Here is a 21975-nt window from a genome sequence, read left to right on the forward strand (position 1 = left end):
GGTCATTTTGTTCTATTCATAAACAGTTTACCCAGCGAATTTTAAAGTCCTTAATAACTGTAATGCTAACTCCCTTCATTAAGTTTTCCATTCGATTAATTATAAAACACCGGAAATAAACAGGAAAACAATTTGGATGAAAAATGGCGGCATATATCCATTACAAAAACCCTTTATCCGCAGCTATCCTTATTAATTCGGCAACGTTTTTGGCTTCAAATTTTTGCAGCAGGTTTTTGCGGTGGCTTTCTATCGTAAATTTGCTTATGAATAATTGATCCGCCATTTGCATGGTCGTTTTACCGGCAGCAATCAGGCCCAGTACTTCTTTTTCCCGGTTGGTAAGGCGTATGGATTTCTGATCACTTGACAATTGTGGCGAGGCAATAATTTCCTTCACGTCCCGGCTAAATACTATTTCTCCCCGTAGTGCGGCATCAATACAATTTATCAGTTCTTCCAAAGAGGCATTTTTGAGCAGGTAACCGTTAGCGCCGTTGTTGAGCATATCCATAATAATTTTACGGTTGTGGTGATGACTAAAGGCCAGCACGATCGTTTTAGGAGAGTTATGTTTTATAGTTTTGCAAAGCACAATGCCGTCTATATCTGGCAGCGTAATATCCTGTAGCACCATATCTACGGCAGTATGCCTTAAAAACCGAAGCAGGCTGTGTCCATCAAAAAAGCAGCCTGTAATTTCTATGTTTTCCACCGATGACAATACCTTGCCCAAGCCTTCTGCCACCATCGGATGATCATCCACTAATGCTATTTTTATTTTATGCTGTAACATACAGTTCAATATTTACAATGGTTCCTGTTCGGTTTTTTCCACGAGAGTAGCTGACGGTGCCGTTCAGGTATGCCACTCTGTTTTTAATATTAGAAATACCAATACCCCTGTGGGCACCTGTATCTTCGGTATCAAGTCCTTTTCCATCATCTTCCACTGCAATCATAAAAATATGCTCGTTCTGACTACATTGCACCAGTATGTTGCTAGCGTCAGCGTGCTTAACGGCGTTGGAGAGCAGCTCCTGTATAATTCGGTAGATGGAAAGTTGAATGCCAATAGCTATATCTGTCTTTATATTGAGGCACTGCAAATCAATGGAGGTCTTTGGAGAGATAAGGGTTTCGGCCAATTCTTGTAAAGCCTCTTCCAATCCGTAGCGTAGTAATATATCCGGCACCAAATTGTGGGCAATACGGCGTAGTTCCGTTACCGAATTGTCCAACTGACGCATCGTATCATTGATGCACTGGATATAGGGTTTATCTACTTTGGCAGCAATGCCCGAAAGATTTATTTTAATCCCTGCAAGCATGCTGCCTACGCCATCGTGTAAATCACGCGCTATACGACTCCGCTCCTCTTCTTGCAATTGTAACATAGCCTGAGATAGCTTTATTTCCTGTTGCTGTCGAATATCTTTTAGTTGTTGTACCGAAATTTTTTTGTTTTTACGATACAGTATTATAGAGTAGGCTGCAATACAAACAAGTAAAAAGCAACCTGCGGTAAGTAACCCATTAGTAAGCCGGTTATTTTTATTGGCAAGGATCGCCTGTTTTTTTTCTGCTTCCAAAGCAAATATGCGCTTTTGGTTTTCTGTCGTCCGGTATTTTATTTCCAGTTCATTAATATTTTTGGTCAATCTATTCTCAGCAAGACTATCACTTGTTTCAGCATATTTCTTTTGCCATCGATAAGCCTGTGTCATGTTGTTAATGGCGGCATAGTTTTGAGCAAGGCCATTATAAACAGATTTCCTGTTTTCTGCTTTAAGCAGGTATAACGCAGACTTTGCTAGCATGTGTAATACTTGGATGGCTTGACTATTTTTACCCTCGGCCATATATAGATTGTATTTTGAAAATAGCAGGCTGTTATAGATATATTCTTCATCCAGTTTTTTTGCTATTGCCATTCCTGTGTCAAGGCTTTGGTGAGCTCGCAAAAATTGTTTTTCTCCTTTCCATAGATATAGGGCTTCCACCTCGTAGTATTCTGCCAGCATTTTCGTATTGGTAAAAAACGGAAGAAGTTCTTTTGCCTTTTCAAGCGTTGCCTGTGTATCGTTCATTCTTTTCAGTTGGCAGTAATTTTGGGCGGCATATACATACACTCTGAAGAGAATCGACTTTTTATAAGTAGTTTTCAGTTGTTGTATTGCCTGCATATAATACTGTGACGCTACTTTATGCTGTCCTGCACCTTGAAAAAACTGCCCGGCATACATATAGTTCTCTCCAAGCAATGTCGGATCTCCAGCTTTTTTTGCTATGGGTATAACCTTGTTCAAAACAATATCCACAGCAGCACCTGTATTGTCTTTGTCCTCATAAAGCAAGGCATAATTAAATAGTGCTTTTGCCCTAAAATAGTGTGCTTTAGGTATGGCTTCTTTGGCCAATAACGAGTCGGACCTTAAATAATCAAAAGCCGCTTTTTCAGGATTGAGGCTGTGATAAAGGCTGCCTTCATAAAAATAATAAAGCGCTGTTAAGAATGTAGACCCTTTTGCAGCTTTTTGACCAGCCTGCAAATACTGTTTGGCCTTTATGGTATCGCGGTATGACCAATGCTGGCAAAGCAGATAATTAGTTTCCGCTTTTACACTATTCGTGGTGCGGCTGTTTAAGACATTTTGCAAACTATCGGCGTAGCCCGAATCGGTCCACTGCAGCTGTGCCATGCTATACAACGGTAGCAGGAAAATAAGTAATAAAGCTCGGAACATTATTTTTATTATGTACAAGTTTACAACTTTCGATAAAAAGAATTAATACACATAACTATAAAATCCCTGTTTTCAGTGATATGAAAAATAGCCAACTATTGGGATTGCTTGTCTTCGTATGCAATAATAATTTTGTTATAAGATAAATCTGCCACAAAAAAAACTAAAAATGGAAAACGAAATATTAAAACAATTAAAAGAGATTGAAAAGCGGTATAAAAGGATGAAACAGCTTTTTATAGGGTTTGTAAGCCTGGTATTTATTGCTGTTTTCTGCTTAGGATTTACCGAAGCTTATAAAGTTAATTTAATTAGAACTAAAGGGATTATCATTGAAGACGAAAATGGTAAAGATAGAATATTGATTGGAGCCCCTATACCGCATTCAGTAGATAGAGTCAGGACAGATACCAGTTTAGTAAGAAAATATTTTGCAAACGACATTTACCCCAAAGACCCAAACAAATACATGGAATGGTATAAAAAATATAGACATTCTGCTTATGGAATAGTGTTCCTGAATGACAAGGGAATAGATGTAATGCAACTCGGTGAGCAATTATCAGACCCGAATGTTGGGAGGAGAATTTTTTTACCTACAGGTATTCTTTTAAATAACAATAAGGGAATGGAAGTGGGTGGTTTTGGTACTCACACATTTGAAGACGGAAGAAGCGGAGTTGCATTGGGTTTAGATGATCCAGGCAATGGCAGGGAGGCCTTGCATGCTGCAGTACTCTCTGACGGTACACGAGCTTTAATCCTTCAGGACGCCAATGGGAAACTTGTACTTGGATTTGGAAAACCCAATAGCGATTTATTTAAAAATAAAGATAGTTTAAAATTTGTAGGCATAAAGTATTTTGACAAAAAGGATAATCTTCTTTGGGAACAGAAAATAAATAAAGCAGAATAATATAAAAGAAAACAGTCAAATGGAATATCCAGAGTGTTTTTATACTTGTTTGTGCATTTGTACCACATGGATGTTTCATTAGTCAAGAGGCTTTTGTTCATTTATTTGAAAAGATATAACAGCAAGCCAAAACTGTAAAGTAAGCATTGATCATTGAATCCTATAATTATGAAAACAAAAACATTATGAGAAAGTTATATTTCACTCTTTTAATTTTTATCATGGCAAAAATGGGTGCACAACCGGTTATTTCAGCTGCCCATGCTGTACAGCCTGGCTCTCTTACCTATTATGCGGTAGATTTCACGCAATTGGGTAGTTTAACTCCCGGACCATCTGGTGCTAATGTCTCATGGGACTTTTCTCAGTATACATCTGCCATCACAACTACACAGACACGATATGACTGCCCGGCCGGTAATACCAACTGTTCTGATTTCGATCAGGCTAACAAAATTATTGCATCTGTTGCATCAGGCGGGGGGGAAAATTATGCCTATTTCAAGTATGCTAATAATGAACTTTCAACTCTTGGAACTAAATCCATAAATAATGGAGTAACTACTTATTATACCTATACCGATCCATCGCTGGAACTAAAATTCCCGGTTACTTATTTACAAACCTTTACAGATTCTTGGGCAGGGCACAGTACTCCGGCATCAGTGACAGAGACGGGAGCACATACCGTTACTGTAGATGCTTACGGAACACTCAAAACGGCTCTGGGAACATTTCCCAATACATTGAGAGTGAAAGTGGAAAAAAATATAACCAGTAATACGGCAGGTGGCCCAACAGCCAATACAACCTTCGTTGGTTATACCTGGATTTCATCAGATTATGCAGGAGCTTTATTAACCATCGGTTTTTCAGAGACTGCCATTGCAGGGCTTCCCGTGGTTTATAGCCGTGCTCTTAGTTACGGTAAAAATACACTTACATTAGGCACTGCAGATGTGACAGCCGATAAGAAAGTTGATATTTATCCTAATCCCAGTTCAGATTATGTGAACATAAAAAATGGAGATAAAGTAACAAAAATAGAAATGAACGATACAGAAGGGAAAAAGATTGCTACATTTAAAAAAACCGATAAAATAAATATTTCAGTATTTCCTTCCGGAATCTATTTTCTTACAATTACATTCAAAGATGGAAAAACTGAAATGAGGAAAATAATCAGAAAGTAGTAATGGTGGCAATTACAGCTAACAAAGTATTATGCCCCTCTCTCTACTGATAATTCCCCGATAAGCCTGCCAATGGCAGGCTTATCGGGGAATACAAACTTAAAATTAATATAATATCTGCCGTCCTTCAAGCTTGAGAAGATTTTCCTGCTCCATTTTTTTTACAGCGCGGATGACAGTCTCAACACGCAGACCGGTCAGATTTGCAATTTGTTGTCGTGTAAGAGGTACAGCATAGGTATATTGATCCTGAAAGCGTGAACATTCCTTGTAATAATCCATCAGGGATCTGATTTTTGTGCACGGTTCTGTAGCCGAATTGTTGAAAAGCATCATATACTTGTAAAACAAGCGATCCGAAAGATGCCGGAACATGTCAAACATAATTTCCCGGTTCTCTGAGATCAGCGAAAGAAAATTAGATTTCGCCAGCTTTAAGATCTTACATTCAGTCTTCGCTACCGCATTCATGGGATATTTTTTATCTCCAAAGAGAAGAGACTCCCCTATGCTTTGACCGGCAGACAGAATGTTTAGCGTAAACTCTTTACCATCCTCATGGTAATTGTTCAATTCTACCGTCCCCCGCACAATCTGGAAATAGAAATGAGGTGTATCACCAATCTGGTAGATAATTTCCTTTGCGGGATAATCTTCATAAACAGCTCCATTTTCGAGCAAAAGATTTTCATCGATAATCATATTATATTTTTTTGATGTAGTTTGTATGAAAAATCTTAGTAAAATTGGCGTGTTACCGAGTGCAAAATTCAGACCATCGCGGGATTTTCAGGAAAATAAAAACAAATACATCAGCCTCTAGCAGGAAGCTTTAGATAATTGTTTTTATTCAAATACCAAAGATGCAACGAAATTGAAAGGGAGCTCAAAAGAAACAACCGTCAAAATAATTGATTAAAAAGCTTTTTAGAATTTGTAAACAAACGCATTGATATTCATTCCCGCTCCTACCGAAGCAAACAATACAATATCACCATTCTTTATTTCGTGTTGTTGTAATTCACCTTTTAAAATCATAGTAAGTAAAGACGGGATAGTTGCCACGCTGCTATTACCAAGCTTTTGTATTACCATCGGCATAATATCCTGGGGAACGGCTTCATTATACAACCGATAAAATCTTTCAACAATTGCTTCATCCATTTTTTCATTGGCCTGATGAATAATTATTTTATTTAATTGATGGATAGAATAACCACTACTATCCAGACACTGTTTCATAGCTTCGGGTACATGGAGCAGGGCAAATTCATAGATTTTCCGTCCATCCATCTTAATATACCGGGTATCCGAGCAACGGTCTCCGTTATAAGACTTCCCGAAATATAAAAAATCTTTTTCCTTGTAGGTGTGAGACGAAGATAAATGGGCTTTTATGCCGGAATCATCATCAGAATTCCCTTCCAGAATCACTGCTCCGGCCCCGTCTGCATAAATCATACTGTCTCTATCATGGATATCTACCACGCGGGAAAGTGTTTCAGCCCCTATTACCAGACATCGTTTGGCAATCCCGGATTTTATGAAGGCATTTGCCTGGATTATTCCCTCAATCCAGCCGGGACATCCAAATATTACATCATAAGCTACACAAAAATTGTTCTTAATTTTCAACGAATGTTTAATTCTTGCGGCAAGACTCGGCACCATATCAGATTGTACTGTCCCAAAGCGGACATCTCCAAAATTATGGGCAAAAATTATATAATCTAACGTTTCAGGATCTATCTTAGAATCTTCTATTGCAGCCTGGGCAGCAATGAGTCCGAGATCAGATGTTACCTGATCACCACTGGCATATCTTCTCTCCTCGATACCTGTTATTTTCTTTAACTTCTCACTAAGGGAAAAGTTATCATCTTTTAAGAGGATACCCTTGTCATCCAGGAAAACATGCTTGTCAAAATATAGATTGGTTATTGTTTCTGACGGAATGCAGTTACCCACACCTATGATCTTACTATTCATGAAATGTTTGCTTTTGTTTTTTTATGCTTAGAATATACTTCAATTTTAAATCAGCTATTCAACAAAACCTCCTGTTATTTTAACAAGAGGCTTATGAACATCAATTTGCTCTAACTTTAATGTTCTTTAAATAAATAATTAAGACATTGGAATGTTAATACTATCGCTATTCTATTAAACGGAGTTTATGGTTACGTTGATATTGAAGTATTATAATATTTTTCATAAGTTCCATTCAGGTACTAAAGGTAGTTGATTAGAAATGAATTATACTATAAAAAAAATTTATTTTAAATAAGTATGCATGCTTGTTCATTTAAAATTTTGCCACCTTACATTTTAAAACCGTTTAATATCCCTCATATCAGGATTTATTTATAACGGGTTTTATTATATTCATCATCAGAGTGGTTTATGGATAATTCTGATCTTTTTTTAGGAGTCTTTCCAATTCTTTCATAAAACTTATGAAGTTCATCAAGTTCTTCTTCAGTAAGGTCTTCAATATCTACAATTTTATTGCTGGCTTGCTTATGGCTGGCAATAAGCTCATTAAGTTTAATCTGGATTGCCTTGGAATCCTTGTTTTGCCCTTTCTGAATCAGAAATACCATCAGAAAAGTAATAATAGTAGTTCCGGTATTGATCACCATTTGCCAGACTTCAGAAAATCTGAACATCGGCCCCGTAGCCGCCCAGATGATAACCAATAAACTGGCTCCTATAAAAGCCCCTGCACTTCCTGTGAAGCATACAGCCCAATCCGCAAATCGGTCAAATAAATTCTTTTTCATAATACTACAATTTTTTCTAAATTACAGATCTGTAATTTGTCATTTTATGACCCTGGTCATGAGTTTTATGTGCACAAATATTACTGAAATTGCAGCCTTAAAGTAAAATCTCCCCACAAAATCTGACGGTATATGCTGAATAGTAATGATTTGCAACAGATCATAATGAGTAAGATTATTCTTAATCATTAAAATCTTATGAAAATAAAACCCTCTTATTAAGGAGGGTTAAAGTTGTAGGAGTAGAAGGAAACTACAACTATTATGGTGTTACAAAAATACAGCCTGAAATTATATAGACTTATGATTGAACTCACAATGAAGATATTATTGTACTATGCAGCAAAGAATTTTTTATATGTTCGGTCCCATATTTTTAATTGTATGATTAAGCCTTGTCTTTAATACTATTCTTTTTATGTCCTTTAAAAGTTGTTCCAAGATTAATCCATAGGGTTGAAAACAGCAATGACAGGCACGTGATTCCTAATCCGGCCTTATAAAGTTCATATTCCACGATATTAGTCTTATAGGCAATGGAAAGTGCAAGAATTCCAAATTCTCCCGTTTGTGACAGCAATGCCCCTCCATACAGGCTATCTTTCCATTTAAAGTTTAATGCCCGGAAAAAAATAGCGGACATAATACTATTACTGACCAGCACAACCAGGGTACCTAAAATAATAAGTTTATAGTTAGACAAAAGATAAGGAATATCCATACGCAGCCCTATGGATACAAAAAATAATGAAACGAAGAAAATTTTAAAGGGCAACAGTGAATGTTCAAGCCAATGAAACACTTTCATTTTCCCTACCAAAACTCCAGCCATGAAACTCCCCAATGCGGCACTCATCCCCATTACTTCGGCTAATAAACCGAATCCGAGGCAAATAAAAAGCCCGGAAAAAACCTGTAAATCATGATCGTTCTCTAAAAATGAAGATGAAAACCTGATTTCCCTGAAATGTCTGATTTTTCTGAATATAAAGAAAATAGCCAAGCAGATCGCAAGAGGAAATATAAGGTTTAAAAGGCTGAAATCTTCACCATTCCAGAATTTCAATACTGTTAAAGCCGGAGCCAGAAGAAGATCCTGCAACAATAAAATATTCAGGATAACAATCCCGAATGCGGTATGTATTGTTCCATGCTTCTTCAAAAATTCGACAACAACAGCAGTACTGTTAAATGTAAAAAGCATGGCAATAAGTACAATACTTTTATAATCAAGCCCAAGGAACCTACCAATGAAATAGGCAAAAAGAAGGCTCAGGAGTATTTTAATACCTTGTGCCAATAACGGCTTGATTATTAAGCTCTTTTTATTCGGAATATTAATTTCCATGCCCACAAAAAACATAAGCAGCAATATTCCTATTTCGCCAACCATTTCTATTTCTTCCGGCCGGGTAAAGAGTTTTAATGCATAGGGACCAAGCAATATCCCTGCTATAAGATAAGCAATAAGATAGGGCTGTTTCAGCTTTTTCAGCAAAAACATCATTCCCAATGTTGTTATACACAAAATACATACTGACCAAAGCATATTCTCTGTACTATAGCATTAGTTTTAATTGTAGAAGGTTACCATTTTTGAAAAAAAGTGCTATAAACTGAAGTTTAGGCTATTTACTGTATGCCGGATCCATGCCTGAATACTTCCACGAAATCATTACTGCGAGCATCTGACTAAAGTATAAACCCATAACAGATGTGGGTTCCCGGCACTGGTTACAGGCTTATTTTGATGATGAAACAAGCCCCGTTCGGGGCTTGTTTCATCTATACTATCACACATTATGTAATTTCAATCAAACGAGGAGGCTTTTGTTTCGCTTCTTCCTTCTTTGGAATGGTGAGCTTCAATAAGCCGTTTTCATATTTTGCCTGAATATTCTCCTGATCAACAACATCTTTAGGCAATTCGAAACTTCTCTGGAATGACTGATAACTGAATTCCCGTCGGGTAAAGTTTTTTTCTTTGGTTTCTGAACTGTCCTGTTTTGATGAAGAGATTGTCAAAAGGTTTCCATCAAGCTTAATCTGAAAATCGTTTTTTTCCATGCCCGGAGCTGCTACCTGTACTTCGTATGCGTCAGCATTTTCCATAATATTCACTGAAGGAACGGTCGTACTTGTAGATGAATAATTATTGTTTCCCCAATTAAAAAGCTCGCGATTAAAAAAATCATCGAAAAGATTGGGAACTCCTGGCATGTTGCTCCAATTTCTTTTAATAAGATTCATAATAATGCTCTTTTAAAGTTAAACAATGTATTATTTAAACATCAGCCGGCCAGCTGCTAACAGATCGGGTTCAAAAAAAATACCAATTCAAGAAAGGTGAATTTTTTTCATAAAAACTGTCAAAATTTCATGATAATGTCAAAGTGACAATGCTTGTTCATCCAATGTCGTTAACGGAAACCGATAATAATCCATCAGGGACCTTATCTTAACCATAGGATCAGCCGAAGAATTATTGAAAAGCATGATATATTTATAGTATAGCCTGTCAGAAAGGTGCTGAAAAAATGTAAAGATCAGTTTCTCATTTTGAGCCAGCATGGCAAGAAAATCCGGTCTTGCCAATTTCAAAATTCTGGTGTCTGTTTTCGCAACAGCATTCATATGATAGATTTTCTCATTAAAAAGTAATGATTCTCCCTCCGATACTCTGCCCCTCTGTTAAAATATTGAGGGTAAATTCTTTACCGTCCGTATGATAATTATTCACCTCTACAATTCCGTTTACAATCTGAAAATAATAATGCGGCCTGTCTCCCATTTGAAAAATAAATTCCCTTGCGGAATAATCGCGTACACAGCTCCATTTTGCAGTAAAAGATTTTCATCGATAATCATACTGTAAAATATTTTAACACAGCTTTCCAAATTTATTGGAAAAATGATATTTATGATGAGCAAAATTTAGACTATTAGTTGTGTTTTCCATTGTATCAGGCCAGTAATTAATTTTATAATCTATTACTTTTCAACCCATTACAACTTCACGACAAACTACGTCTTCTGATGCTCATTTATTACCGGTAAAAAATAAAAACCTGAGTAGTGCATATCCTTCTCCTTAAATTAAACAAATAGCGGTTATTTTCCTCCGTTTGCCGTCAAATCACCCTTACAGTTCGTATCAAGCTGAGGAATATTGTTGGTGTTAAGGAAGCCCAGGATATCTGTAGTTTCTGAAGCATAGTACATCAGGCAATTCTTATTATCACAATGATTGCCATTGGCTGCGTCTTTATGATTGACCTGCATTTGGGATCCCAGATCAACAAGTCCCAGTAAATGACCTAACTCATGTTCCAATACAGTAGCTTCAAGTTTTGTCCGGCTAACTTGTCCAAAGCCTCCTGAATGATCATGAATTATTTTTCCTAACAAAGCGATAGAGGTATTACGATAGGCTATTCCCAGTGTACTGGCATTAGCATAGTATTGCCCATTTGTATAAATTATGCTCACAGCCATTGTAGATCCATTGGTAAAAGCCGTCCGGCTTGAATTTTCAATTGATCTGATATCTTCCACTGATAAACTGGCAGAAGTTGCTCCTGCAATTTCTTTTTGTATAATGCTTATTCCTCCCTCCTTTTTAAGGAATGTTGACAGGAAGTTCTTAACCAACTCTATGGCATTGGCATCAGGTGCATACCCGGGCATATACAGTATTTCAATGACCAATGCATTATAGGTACTATTATTCAGCAAATCATTAGCAGACGAACCTACAGAACGGGTATGATTATAATTGCCTGAACCATTGCTGAACTCACTGTCTCTCTCACAAGAAATCAACAAAAGAAAAACCAGGAACGCAAGATTGAATTTTTTAAGCATACTGTGAGATTATATATTTAAAATTACAAAATTATTGTCATTGTTCATTATTTTTTAAGTAATCTTTAGTCAGCCATTGTGATCAGCATCATAAATTTTAGGTTTTTTCGTAACTAAGTTTGAGGTAACCAAACATAATCATTATAAAAATTCATCAGCAGCATTCATCAGTAAGAAAGGTATCCGGAAAATTCCGGATACATTATTAAACTCATGTGTGAGAGGCGATGAATCATGTCGAACAATACCATCATTTACATAAAATGGAAAGTACAATAACACCTAAAGGCAGAATCATTATCATTCGCGGCAATGATAAAGAAACTGATGAAGAATCAGAGGGCAGGCTGACACCATATGATCTGTTACTGAAAATTCTTACCCGGTCGTCAGAACAAAAAACTGTACGCATTGAAATTTTGACAACTTCAGATCATTTAGAAAATGGTGGTAAAGATGCAGCATTAAAAAAAGAAGGCTACAATAATATTGGTTGTATTTTTCTCCGGAAGGAAGATTCAGGCATTTATTATTCAAGAATTTCAGAGGCTAAAATAATTGTTTTTGATAATCCGCATTTTTCTGAAATCTTAAAAGATTCATCAATACCGGATCTGCTGGTCAAAAAATATCTGCACGAAGAAAACTTTACCATTGCCGGAATTAATGCAGGAGGAATGTACCTTCCGGGATTGGTACTCCATGATAAAGGAAACCTGGTAACAGGTTTGGGGTTAGTTAATAACTGCATTATTGATACGAAATTCAGGCATGGAACAAGATTTACATATTTAGTGGATGCCGTTATTCAGCATCAGGAATGCTTGGCGATAGGAATAAATGCCGGTATGGCATTCATTATTGAAAAAGGATACAGAGCATCTTGTATGGGCAACAGCTCCGTGATGGTGGTGAATGCAAGAAATGTTAATAACAAATGCTCAAAAAAAAGAACCTCTGTCTATAAAAAAAATCTGAGAGGACACATCCTCACCGAAGGCTCTGTATTTGATTTATTCAGTGGAGAAAGAATAAAAAAGCCATTACTCCCTGACACTTTGAACTTTATAAAAAGAAATGCAATCCAATAGTTGCAGCTCAACAGATTTTACGATCCTTTTTTATAATCTGTAAATGGAAAGTTCATTTTCCTTATTAAGCAGTAAGAAAAAACAGAAGGTTGGAAAAATTTCCCAGCCTTCTGTTTTATGATTGATAAGTATAGCAATATATTATTTTATGATGTACCTGATATAGAATAACAGACCAAGTATTAAAAAAGTTATTGTAAGCAAAAGCATAGCTTCATATCCTACATTTTGCTTTCTTTTAATAGCCTCATGCAGGTTTCTGATTCTTATACTAAGAATATAAAATATTAATGGTAATAATGCTATTTCCATCTTTTAATCATTTGCCTGTTGGGCGATACAAACCCCGAAAGATACCACAGCAATGGCAACACCAATAGGTCCTAAAAATCTTTTAGCAACAGCAGTAAATGCTCTTGTTAACGCTGCCGCACCCCATGTAGCTGCTGAAGAGCCTCCCAATGCCCATAAAGCATCAGCACCAATTGCCACAGCGGCACATTCTCCAACTTCACCCCATGTTAAAGTATTCGTACTTTTTTGGATTGTACTGCCTGTTTGTGAAACTATACGGGCAAATCCAGTAAATGTCTTGCCAAGATCATCGTCAGGAGAATATAAACCGCCTAACGCTAAAACTTCAGAATCATCATTCACATCTATATCAATATCATTTATGGAAGCTAATTCTCTTCCATAATTGGCCAGATTTTGGGAACTGCTAAGGATTCGCTCCTGAGCACTTTGAGGCAAAAACAACTTGCCATCAATGAGTTTGATTTTATACTCCTGTAGGGTTAAGTTGTCTGGCTTTGTTTCATTAAGAATATCATCGATATCACTTCTTAAGTTCCGCATCATTTGCTGATACTCGTCTTCGGTAATGCCCGGAGAAGTTTTTCCTGCAAATTCTTTATTAATCTCATTTTGATTGGTAACAGATTCCCTTTCTTCGGTTGTTGAACATGATTTAACTACAAGAATGAAGATGCTTAATAGCAATAAGCATACAGAAAGCTTAAAGGTTTTCATAGTAAATAGTTTTTGGATTAGTTTGATATAAAGTTAATAAATTAAATTTAAAAATAAAAATAAATTCATAAAAATATACAAATATAATTATGTATTTAATTAAAATAAGTTTTGAAAAGTAATGATAAAATCAAGAATAATGGTAAATCTCCCCTAGAAGCACTATTAAAATTATCATTGTAATTTTCAACTATTATTCCTCCTCAGAAAAAATTGACCATCAGCCTGAAAGCCAATGACAAACGACATCTAAAAGCCCCTGTCTTATCTAAGGATGAAAAAACAGCTAATTAAAAGTTGGCCAAATACTTTTCATATTACAACATTTTTATGCTGATCAAAGTGATATATACCCATTCTGACCGTGAACCTTTGACACAAATGGCCCTAGAATTGCAGCAATTAAAATAATTACACTAAATCCAAAATATTATGGCAACTAAAACCGTAACAAAGAAAACAACAAAAAAAGCACCTGCAAAATCAGTTTCAGCTAAAAAAACAACAAAAACTCCAGCCAAAAAGGACGCTGCAAAAGGCCTTAAAGATTTATTTGAAGATGGTCTGAAAGACATTTATTGGGCGGAAAAAGCCTTGGTTAAAACATTACCTAAAATGCATAAGAATGCAACCGATAAAAAACTTAAGCAGGCTATTGAAAATCATCTTATGGAAACCGAAATCCATGTAAAAAGACTTGAGGAATGTTTTAAATCCTTGAAAAAAAGAGCTCAGGCAAAAAAGTGTGACGCCATGCAAGGACTTCTTGATGAAGGAAAAAGTATCATGGAAGAAACAGAGCCGGGAACTATAAGGGATGCAGGGATAATAGCTGCTGCACAAAAAGTGGAACACTATGAAATCGCAACCTATGGAACACTTGCAGCCTACGCAAAGGTCCTTAAGGAAAATACATGCCTGAAAAATCTTCTGGCAACCCTGAATGAGGAAAAAAAATGCGATAAGTTGCTGACAAAAGTTGCTGATACAGGTCTGAATAGTAAAGCATTGTAACAAACCCACCTTTGGGAATATTTCGCCAATTAAAAATATGAGGCTGTCTCTAAAAATGAGACAGCCTCTTTTTTTCATTACATGCTTTGAGAATCAATATTCATCAGAGGGACCTTAAAATCAGTTCTGAAATTTCACAAAATCAAGATAAAAGTTCGGATCCACCCGTGATGGATTCACCAGCTGCTCCTCCGTATGAAGTCCAGTTAGTGGCAAATGCCGCTGTCACTGTGGAAGACCATGTAGCCAAACCATCACTTGTTAATAATAGCCAAGTTGCTGTGTCCATCTTTAATTTGTAAACAAGTCTGCACAACATTGTAAAAAAATGTGTACAAATAATCTTTTGTTGCCATCACAGGGGTAACTAAATTCGCATTGAGTAAGAACAGTATGCTGCACAACAAACTTAATCCCAATAGTTAAGAACTTACTTCTTATTCAGCTATCTTAAATTAACGTTAAATAAAAAAAGTATTAATGAAAAAAAGCATTCTTTTTATTGCATTATTAGCGGGTCTAAAATGCACTGTAGTTTCAGCACAGGCAGGAAATGTAGGAATCAATACTTCGGCACCTGGTTCTACTTTGGATGTCAATGGATCATTTGCTGCCACATACAATGTAGTTTCACTTCCTAATTATGCGGTAAGCCCTTCAGATTTTTTTATTTCGTATAATGGAACATCCGATGGTGTATTTACTCTTCCTGCATCTGTTACCGGAACCGGCAGTTTTAAAGGACGTGTCTACACAATAAAAAACAATACACCCTTTAATATTACAGTAACTCCTGCAGGATCAGAAAAGATTAATGGGAGTACAAATATAACTATCGCTGCGAATCAAAGTTTACAGCTTATCAATACCGGCCTTACGGGTTCTGCAACAACATGGGAAGGCACTATAACTAATAATAGTATAACCGCAAGTAACGGGTTAACAATTTCCGGCGCTGATGTCAGACTGGGTGGTCTGCTTTCTCAGGGAACAACAATTACTAATAACGGAAATGCATTAAATATCAATGGTACTGCATTTGGAACTACATTTTCTTCCTCTGGTGCTGTAGGCATTGGGACTTCCTCTCCTGTAGGCAGGTTCCACCTAGCCAGTCCGGATTTCGGAGCTTATAATGGTTTAAGAATTGAAGACACTTCCGGAGCCAATGCAGCAATATTTACTATAACTCCTGGCTATTTACATTCCACGCCTTGTGGAACATGTGTTACATTGGATTTTTCCGGTGAGGGATACATTGGATTTACTGATCATATTGTTCCATCTCTGGACGGGATCTTTTCAAGCGGAGTACCCACAAACCGCTGGAGTGCAATTTATGCCGTAAACGGAGTGATACAAACTTCTGATTTGCGTCTTAAAAAGGATATTCAGAACACTCAGTATGGTTTGGAAGCAGTTATGAAAATGAGACCGGTTGAATACAACTGGAGAGACGGTAAAGGAAAACATATGGTTGGCTTTATAGCCCAGGAAATGGAAAAAATTATTCCTGAAGCTGTAGAAAAACCAAAAGGAAACGAAGAGAACTATGGAATGAATTATAACCAACTGATTCCTGTTCTGACGAGAGCAATACAGGAACAGCAAAACATGATCCTCAGACAACAGGATATAATTGATAAACAAAACATTGAGAACAAGAATTTAATGAACGAAATTGAACAGATTAAAAAGAAAATAGGTTTGTAATGTTTTAAAATTAAAGATCAATAGTAATAAGGTTCTATTAACACACCGATGAGTTAAGGCTGTCTTTTATAAGATGGCCTTATTTACAGTTTAAAATTCAGACTAGCGAACATTATCCATGAATAACAAAATTTCTGACATTTTAAACAGATATTCCGGTGAGTCCATAAAACAATTATTTTCCAGAATACAATTAATTACCAAAATTCACGAAGTGAGGAACCTCCGTCGCAAAACTGTTCATCGGTAAAAGATTATTCCTGTTACTGTTAAAGTCAAAAACCGAATGATTATCAAAAGGAACCTTAGGATAATACATGAATGAAATCTGAATTCTGTTGAAAACCAGAAAAGGATTATTAATTAAAACTCCAATACCTATTTTTGTATTGGTCTTTGTTTTCAAGAGTTTATCATCAGGCATCCCCAGCCAGCCAGCCGCCATTGTCAGATACGGGCTAAAATGAAAATTCTTCCAGGTTTTATTGATAAAAAGCTGAAGCTGGTATCTCAATACCAGTTTTTTTGTTCCGATAAAATCTGAATTGTAAACGGGAAATTCATCCGGAGAAGAAAGATTGATCCTGTCTTTATAGGAATAGTTGTGCTGTGGATTCCCTAACGCTAAAGTCGGGGAAAAGAAATGCCTCGCTTTGGCAAATTTCCAATCCATAAGTGGCGTAAAATAGGTTCCATCCAGACGGAAAGATTCACGGTTCCGGCTATCTTCATTAAAAAATCTTCCGAACTGGGCCTTTACAGTAAAATACCCCAGCTTTGTAAAATTACCGTAAGATGCGGAAACTCCCACATAGGGGTTCACTACTTTATCCCTTGATAAACCGCCTGCGGTAAAACTTAATGAATTGCCATAAGCAATATCCTCCGGTAGGTCATATTGAAAAATATTCTTCTGAACGGAAAATTTTCTGTTAATAAATCCCACAGACATCAGGAAACTGTTGTAAGAGCTGAAATACTTATACTGATCAATTCCGGGACTGTCTTTATACCTGTAATTCTGAAACCTCCCTATGATGGCAATATTGCTGAAAATTTTCTCACCGGGATCAGATGAAACCGGTATCTGGTAACCACCCCACAAATCCTGATTATACACTTTGATCTGAACTTCAGGAAAGTGAGTATCAGCTTCTGTCGGAAGCAAAACATGCCGCATAAAATATTCGAAAGTAAAACCTCCCGCCCACTTTGTTAAAGGAGAGAAAAAATCTTTTCTGACATTGAAATTAACCCTTTCATTCCTGAAAAAATCCCGTTCTCCAAGAACCTGGGCATTAATGTAAGAACCAAAAAGATTATAAGCAGTATAACTTCCTAAAAGATAGTTCTGCTTTTCTTTGGAATCATTTCTGTAAAGGAAATCAAAGGTATGCCCTAAACCTAGTACATTTTCTTCGGTAAGTCCCAGGCCCATTGTACTCCCTGAATAGCTCAGCCTTGGTTTCAGGCTCCAGGAATCAAGAACCCTTACCACAACATCAATTGAATCTTTGCCGGAAGTACTGTCGGAAACACTGATATGAACCCTGTTTACAAAAGGCATTGCCCTCAGCAAACGTTCAGACTCATAGATCTTCTGAGCATTATATTCTTCCCCTTTCTTAAAAAGCAAATAATGGTCAACAGTAGAAACCCTTGTAGTAGGATGAAGATGATCTGCCAGCCAATCATACCATTTTAATTTTTCTTTCTGATCTTTCGAGCCGTATCCAAAAGGATCTATTGTTTCTATCCTGACATTTCTGATATATTTCTTATTATAGGCCACCTGCGTCAGTTTTTCCATCCTGGATTTCACAGAAGTGGAATCTGCCTCTCTCCGGAATATCAAACGATGAATAAATCTCGTGACTTTTCTTTTATCTGAAAATTCTTCTATTTTATAATACAGTGAATCTTTCTTTTCCTGTGCATGTAAACAAAAGAAACCACTTAAACAGAAAATTAAAATTACAATCGATCTAGTCATTGGTTATCAAATTCAATGCAGGTATAGCAACAATTTATAAGCCAACAGACTCAAAAAGCAGGAGAATATTCATCAAATACTACCTTTGAGTAAAAGTAGGAGATACCAATCAAAAAATACTTAACAAATCAAAAGCAACCTGTATTCACCTTCATTCTCAACAGGAGCGCGATGCACGCAGGGTAAAACTTTTTGTTCAGGATGGTCCACAGCCAACCTCCAAAGATGTCCTAATCCTAAATTAACAGGCTCCGCACCGGGCTTAGGCTGATAATGCAGATCAAAGAAGCCGTCTTTCAGGAAGTCTTCAAATTCTTCTTCCGGACCATCATGTAATTCTTTAAGCTTTTCACGGATTTCCGGAATCAGAATCTTTTGCTCTGCCTGATGGTTGGGAAGAATATCGCTTGCAGCCCCATAATAGGTACATAAAAAAGTGTCCGTACCAACAGGCGAACGATCAACATGATAGGAATAGACATCAGTTGAAATAAAATCAAATTCCTGATCCCGTTCATAACATTTAAGCAGGTTCAGGGAAGGAGCTGCCCCGAAATCCGTCAATGCCTGTATATCATTCAATATAACCTCTCTTGCCCTCTCCCCTTTTTCTGATAATTCCAGTGTCAAAAGGTCTTCCACGGAAATTTCTGTGATCGTATCTTCTAACCGGAGTTTAGAAACAATTTCTTTAAAATCCCCATCTAAAGTCCTGTACCAGCAAAGGGCATTTATCATCCCCTGGAAATGAGTATTCACCAGCTCAGAAAAGGTAGAAACTGTTCCAATTTGAGTGTTGTCAGAAAATATATTGTCCATATTTGAGAAGTTCCGTCCGTTTTGTTCCACAAAAATAAGAAATCGCCGGTAAGCAGCTACCTGAATTGCTTAGGTCTGTTCTTTTGTCCCGCCAGTTCTGCTATTTCTTCAATACGTTTCTTACGCGTTTCCGGTCTTTTAGCCAGAACAATCCATTGCAGCAACATCTTTTTCACCGATTTACTCAAACTTAAAAAATATTCTTCTGAACCATAGTATTTTTTAAATGCCTCGTTCAGGTCATCAGGAATGATCAGTTCTTCAACACTGTCTAAAATCACCCAGGAACCATTTTGTTTTGCAGTTTCAATCACTTTATACCCCGCTTCTGTCATCAGTTTACTATCTATAAGCTTTTGAATCTTTTCTTTATTGATTTTTGACCAGGTACTGTGAGGCTTGCGCCTGCTGAACAACTGCATAAAAGATCCTTCATCAATCGTTTTTCTTGTACTGTCTATCCAGCCAAAACAAAGCGCCTCATCTACCAGTACCGTCCAATCTACTGTAGGAAGACCGGATTTTTTGGTATTACAAATCACCCAGACTGACTGCTCCGATAAATGATTATGCTCCAGCCATTCCCGCCAATCTGCTCTTTTATTGACATGTATAGTTTGTCTTTTTACCACAGTTTTCATGGCATTTTATATTTATTGTTGTATTGCTCAAATATAAAAAGAAGTAATGACAACAGCATGTCAGTATGAAAACGAAATCCGGTATTATAGATGTAAACCTCCTGTTAATTGGTGTATCAGTAAGCTCAAATCTCTTTTGCCCGACATTTTAAAATGAATAGGTAAAGGAAATTGCCAACGAAGGTGAAATACTTTATCTTTGTTTTCCGATGTTATTATCAATATGTATTCGAAGATCTTCACTATGAGAAAAAATAGTTTTTTATTTTCTGCAAAAGGATTGTGCATAGCCGCTTTTCTTTCTTTAAACACTGTAATGTATGCCCAGAAAACGGCTGATATTTCAACCTTGTCAGAAAAGACATTAAGCAATATCCTGGAAAAGAACAGGGGATATTACACCCAGGGTAAAGTTGCTGATTATATTCCTGAGCTGGGAAAAATGGATGCCAGAGCTATTGCTTTCTCGGTTGTAGATAAAAATGGCAAAATACTGAATACCGGAGATGTACATAAGAAATTCACCATGCAGAGCATTTCAAAGATCATTGCCCTGATGATCGCAGTAAATGAGAAAGGTGAAGCGAATGTTTTTGATAAAATGGGGTATTTTGGATCTGAAAAGCCTTTTAACCATTTTTCCAATCTTGAAACCACCGGTAAGCCGCTAAACCCCATGATGAATGCAGGGGCAATTCTTACCACTTCCTTAATCTCCGGAGAGGGTGAAAAGCCTTTTCTTAAGGTACTGGATATGGTTCGGTACATTACCAAAAATCCAGACATTGATTACAGCAAGTCTGTTTATGAATCTGAAAAAGCAACGGGACACCGTAACCGCGGAATGTTTTACCTGATGAAAAATAATGGATTGATTTCAGGAAATGAAGATCAGCTGGACAATTACTTCAAACAATGTTCTATTGAATTGACAGCTGAAGATCTGGCTAAAATAGGCTATTTCTTTGCCAACCAATGCGTCAGGTTCGACGGAGATTCCCAATATAAAAATGCAGATATCGCCCAACTGATAGAATCACAAATGCTTACTGCCGGTATGTATGAGTTCAGTGGTGAATATTCCAGAATGGTAGGGCTTCCGAGTAAGTCGGGTGTTGGAGGAGGAATTACGGTAAGTGTTCCGGGAAAAATGGGTATTGGTGTTTTCAGCCCTGCCCTGGACCAACATGGAAATTCACTGGCAGGATATCATATGATTCTGGATCTGGTTAAACAATATAGTTTAAGTATATTTTAATTTTTTTTAAAGTTTAATCTCATATTTACCAGCTAAATAGTAAAAGCTTTTCTATAAAACAGGTCGGATTCTATATATCCGGCTTGTTTTTTTATGAAAAATTAACAATAGCTCTTATTTATTCAAGTTATTGAAACTATAAAATAATTTTATTGATAATTGTTATTATTATAGTAAATAATTAACAAGTAATTTATCTTTACATTGAATTTTTATTTTCATAATAACTCCTATTTTCCGGCTCATTTTTCTTTGGCTTTTCTCATTTAAAATCACCACTTTCGGTCCGTAACTCTCCCTTTCTTTATTTCATTTTATTCAAAAAAAAGCAACTATTTTTAATGAATTAAATGAGGTCTTTTAACGATTTATTTACCTGTACAGATATATTATCATTTCGTAATATACAAAAAAACAAATCTCTTAATATTGAAATATTTTATTTTTTATTTCTATATTTGCTTAACATTTCTTTAACTATAATTAGTTATATTTATAGTTACATGGATTGTGCCGACCTATTTCTGATGAATAAGAGAATAAACTATATACTTTAATAAAGTTTGAATAATCAATATTTTTTTGTTAAAAAATTATTACCAAATTTCATTTATGGTTAAAGATGTATTATAATTTTATTATTTTTATTCACCCGTAACAAACAAAGTCTCTTTATGCTCATTATATTGATTTTTTTGTTACAACCCGCATATTATTATTTTAATACTAAATGCAATGAAAAACTTGACCATTATAAGGCTGATGCCTCTTGAAAAGCCGGACACCAATCCTAACTCTAATCACTTTAGAGCCAACCACATACTGTTGAAAAATTATCAACAAACAGCCTTTACAATTAAAAATATAATAAAAACCAATTTTATGATTTTATAACAGCCATTGCTCTTTAT

The 21975-nt window shown here is 36.3% G+C and carries 21 protein-coding genes; 6 read left to right on the forward strand and 15 right to left on the reverse strand.

The features are described from left to right. Positions 1 to 160 precede the first annotated feature (160 nt). Together OK18_RS00720 and OK18_RS00725 are read right to left on the reverse strand one after the other, a co-directional pair. The gene (locus tag OK18_RS00720; RefSeq protein ID WP_050020225.1) at positions 161 to 796 is read right to left on the reverse strand and encodes a response regulator; all 636 of its coding nucleotides are present in this window, start codon (positions 794 to 796) and stop codon (positions 161 to 163) included. After that, entirely contained in the window at positions 783 to 2702 is a 1920-nt protein-coding gene (locus OK18_RS00725) for a sensor histidine kinase (protein WP_053326750.1), read from the reverse strand. Before OK18_RS00725 ends, OK18_RS00720 begins: the two co-directional genes overlap by 14 nt. Before the next feature lie 214 nt (positions 2703 to 2916). Between OK18_RS00725 and OK18_RS00730 the strand changes: the two genes are divergently transcribed. Together OK18_RS00730 and OK18_RS00735 are read left to right on the forward strand one after the other, a co-directional pair. Then, positions 2917 to 3663, forward strand: a complete 747-nt coding sequence (locus tag OK18_RS00730) for a hypothetical protein (RefSeq protein WP_050020221.1) — start codon at positions 2917 to 2919, stop codon at positions 3661 to 3663. Positions 3664 to 3848: 185 nt separating this feature from the next. Then, positions 3849 to 4856, forward strand: coding sequence for a T9SS type A sorting domain-containing protein (locus tag OK18_RS00735; RefSeq protein ID WP_082129110.1), 1008 nt, complete (start codon positions 3849 to 3851; stop codon positions 4854 to 4856). A gap of 105 nt (positions 4857 to 4961) precedes the next feature. Here the strand turns inward: OK18_RS00735 and OK18_RS00740 are convergent, their stop codons facing one another. The 8 genes from OK18_RS00740 to OK18_RS00770 form a co-directional block, all read right to left on the reverse strand. Then, entirely contained in the window at positions 4962 to 5558 is a 597-nt protein-coding gene (locus OK18_RS00740) for a Crp/Fnr family transcriptional regulator (protein ID WP_053326752.1), read from the reverse strand. Between the two features lie 225 nt (positions 5559 to 5783). Further along, positions 5784 to 6845 carry a 3-oxoacyl-ACP synthase III family protein gene (locus tag OK18_RS00745; RefSeq protein WP_053326753.1) on the reverse strand — a complete coding sequence of 354 codons (1062 nt, stop codon included), beginning with the start codon at positions 6843 to 6845 and terminating at the stop codon, positions 5784 to 5786. 371 nt (positions 6846 to 7216) lie between these two features. Next, on the reverse strand, positions 7217 to 7639 hold the full coding sequence (locus OK18_RS00750) for a low affinity iron permease family protein (RefSeq protein WP_050020218.1): 423 nt from the start codon (positions 7637 to 7639) through the stop codon (positions 7217 to 7219). Between the two features lie 388 nt (positions 7640 to 8027). Next, positions 8028 to 9146 (reverse strand): cation:proton antiporter domain-containing protein, encoded by a 1119-nt coding sequence (locus tag OK18_RS00755; protein ID WP_238555056.1) that lies wholly within the window; start codon positions 9144 to 9146, stop codon positions 8028 to 8030. A gap of 293 nt (positions 9147 to 9439) precedes the next feature. Then, entirely contained in the window at positions 9440 to 9889 is a 450-nt protein-coding gene (locus OK18_RS00760) for an Hsp20/alpha crystallin family protein (RefSeq protein ID WP_053326754.1), read from the reverse strand. A gap of 138 nt (positions 9890 to 10027) precedes the next feature. Then, positions 10028 to 10273, reverse strand: a complete 246-nt coding sequence (locus OK18_RS21585) for a cyclic nucleotide-binding domain-containing protein (protein WP_053326755.1) — start codon at positions 10271 to 10273, stop codon at positions 10028 to 10030. Between the two features lie 16 nt (positions 10274 to 10289). Further along, positions 10290 to 10430: a cyclic nucleotide-binding domain-containing protein gene (locus tag OK18_RS21590; RefSeq protein WP_262486619.1), complete on the reverse strand. Its 141-nt coding sequence runs from the start codon at positions 10428 to 10430 to the stop codon at positions 10290 to 10292. A 320-nt stretch (positions 10431 to 10750) separates the two neighbouring features. Continuing rightward, positions 10751 to 11503, reverse strand: a complete 753-nt coding sequence (locus tag OK18_RS00770) for a M12 family metallo-peptidase (protein ID WP_053326756.1) — start codon at positions 11501 to 11503, stop codon at positions 10751 to 10753. 263 nt (positions 11504 to 11766) lie between these two features. Here OK18_RS00770 and OK18_RS00775 point away from each other — a divergent pair, with 263 nt between their 5' ends. Beyond that, a complete protein-coding gene (locus OK18_RS00775; RefSeq protein WP_053326757.1) occupies positions 11767 to 12594 on the forward strand; it encodes a type 1 glutamine amidotransferase family protein in 828 nt (275 codons plus the stop codon). Positions 12595 to 12909: 315 nt separating this feature from the next. Here the strand turns inward: OK18_RS00775 and OK18_RS00780 are convergent, their stop codons facing one another. Then, positions 12910 to 13626: a hypothetical protein gene (locus OK18_RS00780; protein ID WP_053326758.1), complete on the reverse strand. Its 717-nt coding sequence runs from the start codon at positions 13624 to 13626 to the stop codon at positions 12910 to 12912. Positions 13627 to 14058: 432 nt separating this feature from the next. Between OK18_RS00780 and OK18_RS00785 the strand changes: the two genes are divergently transcribed. Further along, complete coding sequence (locus OK18_RS00785; RefSeq protein WP_053326759.1) at positions 14059 to 14640, forward strand: YciE/YciF ferroxidase family protein; 582 nt, start codon at positions 14059 to 14061, stop codon at positions 14638 to 14640. A 142-nt stretch (positions 14641 to 14782) separates the two neighbouring features. Here the strand turns inward: OK18_RS00785 and OK18_RS21400 are convergent, their stop codons facing one another. Beyond that, a complete protein-coding gene (locus OK18_RS21400; protein WP_167336341.1) occupies positions 14783 to 14929 on the reverse strand; it encodes a hypothetical protein in 147 nt (48 codons plus the stop codon). 191 nt (positions 14930 to 15120) lie between these two features. On the opposite strand from OK18_RS21400, the gene OK18_RS00795 reads away from it, so the two are divergent. Beyond that, positions 15121 to 16353 carry a tail fiber domain-containing protein gene (locus OK18_RS00795; protein WP_053326760.1) on the forward strand — a complete coding sequence of 411 codons (1233 nt, stop codon included), beginning with the start codon at positions 15121 to 15123 and terminating at the stop codon, positions 16351 to 16353. Between the two features lie 193 nt (positions 16354 to 16546). Here the strand turns inward: OK18_RS00795 and OK18_RS00800 are convergent, their stop codons facing one another. From OK18_RS00800 to OK18_RS00810, 3 genes are all read right to left on the reverse strand, one after another. Beyond that, positions 16547 to 18346, reverse strand: a complete 1800-nt coding sequence (locus OK18_RS00800; RefSeq protein ID WP_053326761.1) for a hypothetical protein — start codon at positions 18344 to 18346, stop codon at positions 16547 to 16549. Between the two features lie 120 nt (positions 18347 to 18466). Then, a complete protein-coding gene (locus tag OK18_RS00805; RefSeq protein WP_053326762.1) occupies positions 18467 to 19165 on the reverse strand; it encodes a DUF1826 domain-containing protein in 699 nt (232 codons plus the stop codon). A 56-nt stretch (positions 19166 to 19221) separates the two neighbouring features. Next, complete coding sequence (locus OK18_RS00810; RefSeq protein WP_053326763.1) at positions 19222 to 19806, reverse strand: YdeI/OmpD-associated family protein; 585 nt, start codon at positions 19804 to 19806, stop codon at positions 19222 to 19224. Between the two features lie 244 nt (positions 19807 to 20050). On the opposite strand from OK18_RS00810, the gene glsA reads away from it, so the two are divergent. Continuing rightward, complete coding sequence (glsA, locus tag OK18_RS00815) at positions 20051 to 21064, forward strand: glutaminase A (protein ID WP_053329257.1); 1014 nt, start codon at positions 20051 to 20053, stop codon at positions 21062 to 21064. The last annotated feature ends 911 nt before the right edge of the window (positions 21065 to 21975 follow it).

It is taken from the genome of Chryseobacterium gallinarum (genome assembly GCF_001021975.1).
Classification (GTDB): Bacteria; Bacteroidota; Bacteroidia; order Flavobacteriales; family Weeksellaceae; genus Chryseobacterium; species Chryseobacterium gallinarum.